This is a genomic window from Komarekiella delphini-convector SJRDD-AB1, from assembly GCF_014831675.1.
Classification (GTDB): Bacteria; Cyanobacteriota; Cyanobacteriia; order Cyanobacteriales; family Nostocaceae; genus Komarekiella.
This window is the reverse complement of the sequence record NZ_VJXY01000050.1, coordinates 44,363-52,558: the sequence shown is the minus strand read 5'-3', so window position 1 is coordinate 52,558 and position 8,196 is coordinate 44,363. Positions and strand designations below refer to the sequence as shown.

The following is an 8,196-nucleotide window of genomic DNA, read 5'->3' as shown; positions in this document are numbered from 1 at the left end:
ATTTCACAGCACCTATATTCACGACACCTACAAAAAATCGCGATCGCTGCTACTCCTTGACTCATTAATCGCATAAATGCCTGTAATCATTATGGAGCATAGCTTAGAGCTTTTCTTAGTGCCATTCCAATCTGCTCCCATAAAATTAAACAAACCGCTACCAATAACTGCTTTCCAAACAAATCCTTTAAGTGCTGAAGTAATCTGTTTTGCTCGCATTGGTATCCACGGTTTATCCTGTGCCATCCTAAAACTGCCACTCATTTCCAAGCTGACAGAAGAAGCAAGAGGAGTTCCCAATGCAATGCTATGTAAAAAGTAGCGCTGTACAGGTGCAGGTAATTCTGCAACCATATCTTTAGTGAAACGATTTTCTGCTGGTGAAGATTCGAGCGATCGCCAAATCCTCTCAACTTCTTGTTCGTTTCTTACCTGGATGATAACTAGAACTATGAATGCGATCGCCAGCAATACCCCAATGCTCAAGAAAATTTTTGCAATCATTTTCTTGATCCCTTCTTGTAATGAATCGTAATTTGGTAGCTAATTCTGTTCAAGGTATCAGCCTCTTTTCTATTTGGGCATGGTCACGCGATCACTGCGAATGAGAAAGCGTCCATTGAAACGCATCGGCAACGGATCGCCGGAAAACGGAGCCACAGAAGATCCGGGACGCTGGGCATGAACGTGCAGGTGGGGTTCATCGCTGACACCGGAGTTTCCTACCTCGGCAATGCGATCGCCAACCTTGACGACTGTTCCAGTCTGAACCAAAAGACTCTGGGGACGAAAATGGGCAAGCAAGACATCGATATCACCACAGCGTAGAATGACATGATTACCCGCGCGATTCACCGGATCAGTCTGTGGAATCGTCATATCTGGAAAGCCGTCGATCGCTTGAACGATCTGACCCGGACAGGGAGCTAACACCGACTTACCATAAATATGGTAAGCAGCCGGATCTCTGGGAGCTAACCCTTTTGCTCGCAAGCCCAATGAATCAATCTCGACAATATCGACTCCGTAGCTATTGCCCCGATAAGCCCGAAAACGCGGAACTGATTCGTCCAATGTCTTTACATGTGCATTAATCCGTGTGCCGCTACCACCATTGACGATCAGATAATCACCATCCCGCAGCGGAAAGGCGAGATCCACAGCAGGAATCGGGGGCGGAAACTGACCTGCCCAACTTTGCACGGCCTCGTTGCCTGCAAAAACCCCAAAAGCAACCAAACCGATGATGGCAATCCAGCCGAGCCAGCTAGACGGCAGCTTTCGCTGGAGCTTGTGTTGCCGAACTACTAAGGCAACTATAAAGAGCAGCCCATAGACATAAGGTGTCCACCAAGGCGGAAAAACCCAGACTCCCATGCGGGCGATCGCAAATAAGGTCAATGCTGTTACGAAGGCCTGTAGCGAAACACCCAGGAAATTGTGGGGCGGTGCGATCGCTAGCCACGCAATCAGAACAAATGGTAAAACGATCTGCAACCCAATCAGCTGAGGAATCATATAGGTGCAAGTGAAATGAGCCTCCGTCTCTTCAGGATGTTGCGAGTCTCACTGTTAAGATGATATGAGAACAATTTGAGAAACTTGTGAGGACAGTAAGTGAATTTTCGGCGTATTATGCGATCGCTGAGGACGTTGATTTACAATTGCAGATATAGCCCTAGTAGGTGGCAGAACACCTCTTTTATATCCCAACTCCAATAAAGCGGAGTCTTTTATCAATCTTCTTGAGAAGACTTTAGCAATTAGCCTGGAACTCGAAGTTCCAGGCTGGTTAAGTTATTAGCTAGTTGAAAATACTGCAAAATATCAGGATTCAAGAGACACCTCAATTAAAAATTCAAGTATCTTCTGAACATCCCGATATTTTTATTTTGCTGTTACATTCTCAATAACTTCTTTCGCTTTGTCAACGATACTTTCTTGAGGCTTTCCTTCGTTTTCAGCCTTCACATTCCTTTCGTATGCCTTTTCCATAGTATTAAGATTCTCTCCATCTTTTACTGCTTGCTCATAAGCCTCTTGTCGTTCTTCTTCTAAAACACCGACACCTGGATCATATTCGTAAGCACGGTTAATTTTTTCTTGAGAATTCGGTTTATACTCTGGAGGTACGAGCTTTAATTCTTCAAGTGTAGTTGCATTAGCTTGCTGAATAAAAATGAATGAACTCGACAAGCTGATAAACATTATTAAGCCAAAAACCAAAAAGGTAGAACGTAAAACTTGCTTGCAAGTCAATAGAATTTTTTGCATGGAAAAACCTCCTAATTTTTTATTATGAACCTTCGTCGTGTATAAATAGATTCCATCCACAAGGCTCAAAGGCATACTAAGTGTTTAAGTACAGTTCTTCCTTCTACCGCAAGGCATATTAATTTTCGGCTATAACCAACTGTGATGAATCTTAATTCCTCGATTTTGCATTGTATACTCAAACAAATTTGTTGGTAGTGCCTCTTCCACAGCAAAAACGCCTGGTTTCTTGAGTTTACCCTCTAGCAATAATTGGGCAATACTACCTGTACCACAACCAGAAGCCATTGCTGTATTCTCATGTACTAAGTCTGAACAAAATACGGCTGTTTTACCGTTCTTTTGACCTGTCACTTCGGAGCGAACTGCTACTCCAATACCAGTAAAGCGATTGGTAACATCAGTCATAAAATGACTAACATGAGATAAAAATTCAATAGTGCTACGTTTCTGCATTAACCATTTAGGAAACACATGAGCTGTGATCCAAGTCATGTGATTATAAAAATCGGGAACTGAGCCAAACTTAGTAATTACGGTTTTGACTGATGGGAAAGCGTGGGGTAACGTGAAAGTTTCTGGCATATCAAACCAGTAAACTCCCGTACGTCCATAGGGAGGTAGAAAGTTAACAGCTTCGCGTTCACTATAAGGCTGTACTTCTTGCCATTTTCCATCTATCCAAGCATCAAAAGGATGCTGCAACCCCAGAAAAGTTGTCCGCATCACTGTAACGCCAGCACCACCAGAGCCAGAAACTAAATAACTCAGATGAATCTTTTCTGCTTCATCAAATTGCTCGATACCTTGACGTACCATGCTATTAGAAATGCCTGGAAAAATGCCAGTGTTAATAATCGCTGTGACACCAGCAGCAGCGGCTTGTTCTTGATAATTAAGAGCCTTACTAGTATAAGAACGATGGTCGCTGACATCTACATAGTTAACGCCTTGGGCAATACAAGTTTCAAGAACATTAGTATCTCGGTAGTGAAATGGCCCAGCACAGTGGATAACTAAGTCAGAGTTTGCGATCGCCTCCCCTAGCTTATCAACTTCTGCTAAATCCAATACCAAAAACTGCACCTGTCCTCCTGAAGACAAGCTAACAGCTTTTCCTATCTCTGGGGAACGCCCAGTGATCGTAATCTGTGCCTGCGTGTGGGTGGCTAAATCCTGGGCAACACTGCTACCAATTCGCCCCCGTCCTCCTAAAATTAAAACGCGTGTCATTGCTCCAGCACAGGAAACACCACTATATATTTCACCAGCTTTCGGTTCTGTTTGTCACCTGTTATAAGTATGACTTTGCCTGCTTACAAAGGAGGACTTATAAATTGCTCCTAAGTTTTTATGAGAATTCGTGTTGTTATGTAGCGCGATCACTCTCAAAACTTAACCCTCATACCTCAAAACTCGGAATTCCAAGAGCAAAACTCAGAACTCCGAGCTTGCAACTCGACACTTCTAGCTCTGAACTCAGAACTCCGAGATATTATCTTTTACATTCAATTAATGTACGCACTTATGCATACATCCTGCTCAACTAATGCCAAAAACTGACTCTACCGTTGACTTTATGGAATCTCTTGCATCCTTTAAAGTCTGGCTAATTGGATGCTTAGCCTGCAAAAACACACGAGCACAGTTGCGTCCTGGCATTCCAGAGATAGAACCACCTGGATGCGTCCCTGCACCAGTCAAAAATAGATTGTCAATTGGGGTTTTGTAGTTTGCTATTTCTGGCAAAGGACGGAAAAACACCATTTGATCTAATGTCATGTCAATGTGATAGTAATTGCCTTTATAAGCACCTAATCTTTCTCCCAATTCCGCTGGACTTTCCACACGACGGGCAATAGTCGCATCTTTTACATTGGGTGCATAGGTCGCCAACTTGTCAATTACTCTGTCTGCAACTTTGTTTTTCAACTCATCTGTCCATCCAGTACCTTTTAAACCAGTACCTTCTGCACCTGCAATTTGATAGGGAGCAAAAAACTCAATCCACAGAGTGTGCTTACCTGGTGGTGCTAATGTCGGGTCAAGAGCGCTAGGCATGACCACATACATAGAGGGGTCAGAATCGGGAATCTCTCCCAAGGTACATTTACTATGAGCCTGTTCCACATGACTCACGGAATCTGCAATCAAGATAGAGCCAATTAGATATTCATCTTTGTGCGCGTGATATGGAAAGCGCAACGGTTCATCTAAAGCCAAATCAATCTTGAGGATGGTTTCGTTATTATTAACAATGCGGCGTTCTAATCTTTCTCTTAACTCTGGAGCAACTGCATCGATATCACTCTTATCAGTCATTTGCAAGAACAATCGCTGGGCGTCAATATTAGAAATTACCCCATGTTTAGCACGATATTCTTTACCACCAGCAACCCGTACACCAACTGCTTTTTTATCGTCAATCAGGATTTTATCAACGTGCTGGTCTGTTAGAATAACGCCACCCTTACTTTTAACTAAATTCACCAAAGCTTGCACAAGCGCGCCAGTACCGCCTCGAGGTCTAGCCATACCAGGGTCATGACGCATTGCCATCATAATTGCACCAATAGCAAGGGTTTTTTGCGATGGTGGCGCACCAAGTTCTGATGCAAGTCTTGCCAAAGGTGCTTTCAAAAATTCCTCATCAAACCACTCGTTAACCAAATCTTCAGCACTGGTCAACATGTTACGAATAAAGTCAAGGGTTTTGTTTGGGGAACCGATTACTGAAAATAAATCTTTCAGTTTTGTAATGTCATAGTTACCAAGGATATCTATAACTGACTTTGGCGGTGCATTGAACATAGGAATCATCGCACCCAATGCTCGTTGCCAGTAATCTGTATATTCTGCATACTTTTTGGCATCGCGCTCATTATAACGGGCTATTTCTGCACAAGTTTTTTCCAGCGACTTATGACCTAAAAAATATTTGCCATCAGGATGGGGACAGAAAACAACTGGGTCGCATTCTAAATATTCCAATCCATATTTTTCCAGTTCTAATTCTTCGACAACTGGCCCTAGGTGGATAAATTCATGATCAATAGCGCATAAGTTAAATTTAAATCCAGGAGCTTCTTGCGGTAAACATTCTTCAGTTGTCGCCGCACCACCAGGAACAGAACGCTTCTCCAGCAACAAAACACTATAGCCAGCTTTCAGCAAATAAGCAGCACAAACTAGACCATTGTGTCCTGCACCAATAATTACAATGTCGTACTCTTGCATAATTTTGATTTTAGAATGCGCTAGCTTTCTAATGTTAGGAAGTTTTTTCCTAATTTTACATCACTCATTAGGTACAAAAATTAGCTTTTGTAGCTGTTTCTACTACTAAGGAGATACGACAGTTGACGATGATGGTATTTGCTTCACTTGAGTTTCTATCATCAGTGTCATAATTCCCTTTTCTACTTCCAAATCTTTGATCCGAAATACTATATCTTCCCATTTGAAAGACGGTAAGTTTACCAATTCTTTGATTTTTTGCATTATTGCCACAACTAGCTCTATTGAAACACCCTCACCCTGAGTACAATTAAAACTTTCTAGCATTAAAGGTTGTGAATGAGTGCGTGGACGAACCATTCCCGTAAAACTTAACGGGCGAGTATTACCCATTTCTGTTAACAACACCTTTATGCTGAATTCTAGTTTGCCACTACCAGGTAAGAATATCTGAATTTCTTGCGGCTTCAAATTCACAATTTCGCTATCTACTTGCAAATCATAACTTTGCAACTTGCTACGAACAAAGTCTGAGCTTAAAGCACGATTAATATCTATTTCTGTAAGTACAATACGAGCAATAGTATTTACTGGTTGGTTTAGTTCTATTTGACCAAAAAGAGCGCTTAACGGATTAATGGCAATACTATCTGTTTGCAGTTTAATTTCCTGCACACGGATGTCTTCTTTTATAGTTAATCCTTCACCTGTAAATGAAACTCCATCTGCTTGTCCCTGAACTATTTTTAATAGATCTGTTTGCACATCTATATCAATTTTTTCTGCTTTCTCTATCTGATGAGATACCATTCTCTCAGCTTCTTGTGATAGTAATTGCTCCTCTAATCTTTGCTCGTCAGGCATGAATTCTAGATCTCCTAATATCCTATTACTGTTTACTGTAGATGCTGTATCTCAGGAACGTATCTATAGGACGATATAGCCAAATAGGAGGATAAAACAACCACGCAAAAAGTGGATTTTTCACTTTTTAATTTTTGTCTGGGTGACAACCATTTGCACGCCACCACGAGGAACAATAGTAATTCCACGACGTACTGGATGTACAGGAAGATGATCAGCAAGAGTTAATTGAAACCGCGATAATATTGTAGCTAATACTAGTTTCATTTCATACATAGAAAATACTGCGCCAATGCAACCGCGATAACCACCACCAAAAGGTAAATATTCATGTGGTGAAAATTTCTGATTAAGAAATCTTTCTGGTCGAAACTGGTCTGCTTCTGGGTAAGTTTCAACTCGACGATGAGCTAAATAAATGCAAGGAACTAAAATAGTTCCTGACGTGAATTTATTACCCATAATTTCTACCACATCTTTTACCATTCGTGGCGTGCAAATTAAAGCAATGGGGTAAATCCGCAATGTTTCTTGACAGACTGCGGTGAGGTAAGGGAGTTGTGTAATTGCTTCTGGATTTGTTGTCTGATCCAAAGTGTTTAATTCTTGTATTAGCTGATTTTCAACTTCTGGGTGGGAGTGAATCAAATGGAATAACCAGGCTAATACACCTGCTGTTGTTTCATAACCTAGCAGCAGTAGTGAAACTAATTGATCGCGTAATTCTTGGTCTGTCATTTGTTGTCCGTTCTCGTCACGCGCTGACATCAATAGACTAAGAATATCTGTACCAGCATCATTTTGCCAACGTCTTTCATGAATTTCTGCGTAGATAAGTTTGTCTATTTGCTGTCGCCTTCTCAAGAAACTTCCCCAAGGACTCCATGCGCCGAAATCTTGTTGCAGTATGGGGAAGAAAAACAAGCTAGAATACCAAGGCTTAGTTACATCTTCTAACAAAGAACTCAGTTGTGTTTTTAATTGTTGGTAACGCACACCAGGGCTAACACCAAATACCACTTCTAAGATAATTTCTAAGGTGATATCGGACATCAAGTTATGTATAGAAACCGCCGTATCTAATGTCCAATCCTTGATAACTCTTTCAGTGATTTGACAAATTGATTGCCCAAAATATTTGATGCGATCGCCATGAAATGCTGGTAATAATAACTGTCGCTGTCGCTGATGCGATCGCATCTCTTTTAAGACAATTGAATTCTCACCAAATAAAGGTTTAAATACATGAGTTGCTTTCTGAAAATCTAACTTTTGTGCAGGTACAGCAAAACAATCACTAATTGCTTGGGGATGGCTAAAAAAGACTACTGGCGGTGACTTTAATCCCATTACTCGCACTGTAAAAGTATCGCCATATTTAGCAGCACAATTTTCTAAAAATTGCGTAGGTTGAGTAATTAATTGCAGTGTTTGTAGCAACGCTGGTGTGCGTAGCTCGTTAAATACGTTCATTATCAATTTAATACTTTTAAGATCTAAGTATTTATAATAGGTCGTAAATAGTTATTATTAACTTTTATAAAGTTTATCAAATTTTGCATGAATCTCTAGAAGGATTTTGCAAAAAACTTCTCAAAAAATTTTGAGTAAACACCTACCGAAATTCACTCTTTTGGTGATTTTATTTTGTAGTCTAGTTATGTATGCACTAAATTTAAAATTCATCCTTTTGATAGTCGCAAATATATTAAAATACCCCATACTTCTGTTTTCAACAGAGCTATGGGTAATCATATATGTCATTGGTGATAGGTCATTTGTATTTATAAATGACAAATTTAGACACACATTAGCTAGAGC

General features: G+C 40.7%; 7 protein-coding genes. All 7 read right to left on the bottom strand.

The genetic code is table 11. The features are described 5' to 3' along the window. Positions 1-27: 27 nt before the first annotated feature. On the bottom strand, positions 28-504 hold the full coding sequence (locus tag FNW02_RS30170; protein ID WP_225226007.1) for a DUF6544 family protein: 477 nt from the start codon (positions 502-504) through the stop codon (positions 28-30). A 69-nt stretch (positions 505-573) separates the two neighbouring features. Beyond that, a complete protein-coding gene (locus FNW02_RS30165; protein WP_191761134.1) occupies positions 574-999 on the bottom strand; it encodes a M23 family metallopeptidase in 426 nt (141 codons plus the stop codon). Positions 1,000-1,887: 888 nt separating this feature from the next. Further along, entirely contained in the window at positions 1,888-2,274 is a 387-nt protein-coding gene (locus FNW02_RS30155) for a hypothetical protein (RefSeq protein WP_191761132.1), read from the bottom strand. Positions 2,275-2,403: 129 nt separating this feature from the next. Further along, the gene (locus FNW02_RS30150) at positions 2,404-3,507 is read right to left on the bottom strand and encodes a saccharopine dehydrogenase family protein (RefSeq protein WP_191761131.1); all 1,104 of its coding nucleotides are present in this window, start codon (positions 3,505-3,507) and stop codon (positions 2,404-2,406) included. A gap of 309 nt (positions 3,508-3,816) precedes the next feature. After that, positions 3,817-5,511, bottom strand: coding sequence for a beta-carotene ketolase CrtO (gene crtO, locus FNW02_RS30145; protein WP_191761130.1), 1,695 nt, complete (start codon positions 5,509-5,511; stop codon positions 3,817-3,819). Positions 5,512-5,616: 105 nt separating this feature from the next. Further along, positions 5,617-6,375, bottom strand: a complete 759-nt coding sequence (locus tag FNW02_RS30140) for an LmeA family phospholipid-binding protein (protein WP_191761129.1) — start codon at positions 6,373-6,375, stop codon at positions 5,617-5,619. A 120-nt stretch (positions 6,376-6,495) separates the two neighbouring features. Then, a complete protein-coding gene (locus FNW02_RS30135) occupies positions 6,496-7,848 on the bottom strand; it encodes a cytochrome P450 (protein WP_191761128.1) in 1,353 nt (450 codons plus the stop codon). Positions 7,849-8,196: the final 348 nt, after the last annotated feature.

Excerpts from the sequence above, each read along its gene's own strand:
- FNW02_RS30140 (WP_191761129.1), bottom strand. The coding sequence starts at position 6,375 with ATGCCTGACGAGCAAAGATTAGAGGAGCAATTACTATCACAAGAAGCT.
- FNW02_RS30170 (WP_225226007.1), bottom strand. The coding sequence starts at position 504 with ATGATTGCAAAAATTTTCTTGAGCATTGGGGTATTGCTGGCGATCGCA.
- FNW02_RS30150 (WP_191761131.1), bottom strand. The coding sequence starts at position 3,507 with ATGACACGCGTTTTAATTTTAGGAGGACGGGGGCGAATTGGTAGCAGT.
- FNW02_RS30155 (WP_191761132.1), bottom strand. The coding sequence starts at position 2,274 with ATGCAAAAAATTCTATTGACTTGCAAGCAAGTTTTACGTTCTACCTTT.
- crtO (WP_191761130.1), bottom strand. The coding sequence starts at position 5,511 with ATGCAAGAGTACGACATTGTAATTATTGGTGCAGGACACAATGGTCTA.
- FNW02_RS30135 (WP_191761128.1), bottom strand. The coding sequence starts at position 7,848 with ATGAACGTATTTAACGAGCTACGCACACCAGCGTTGCTACAAACACTG.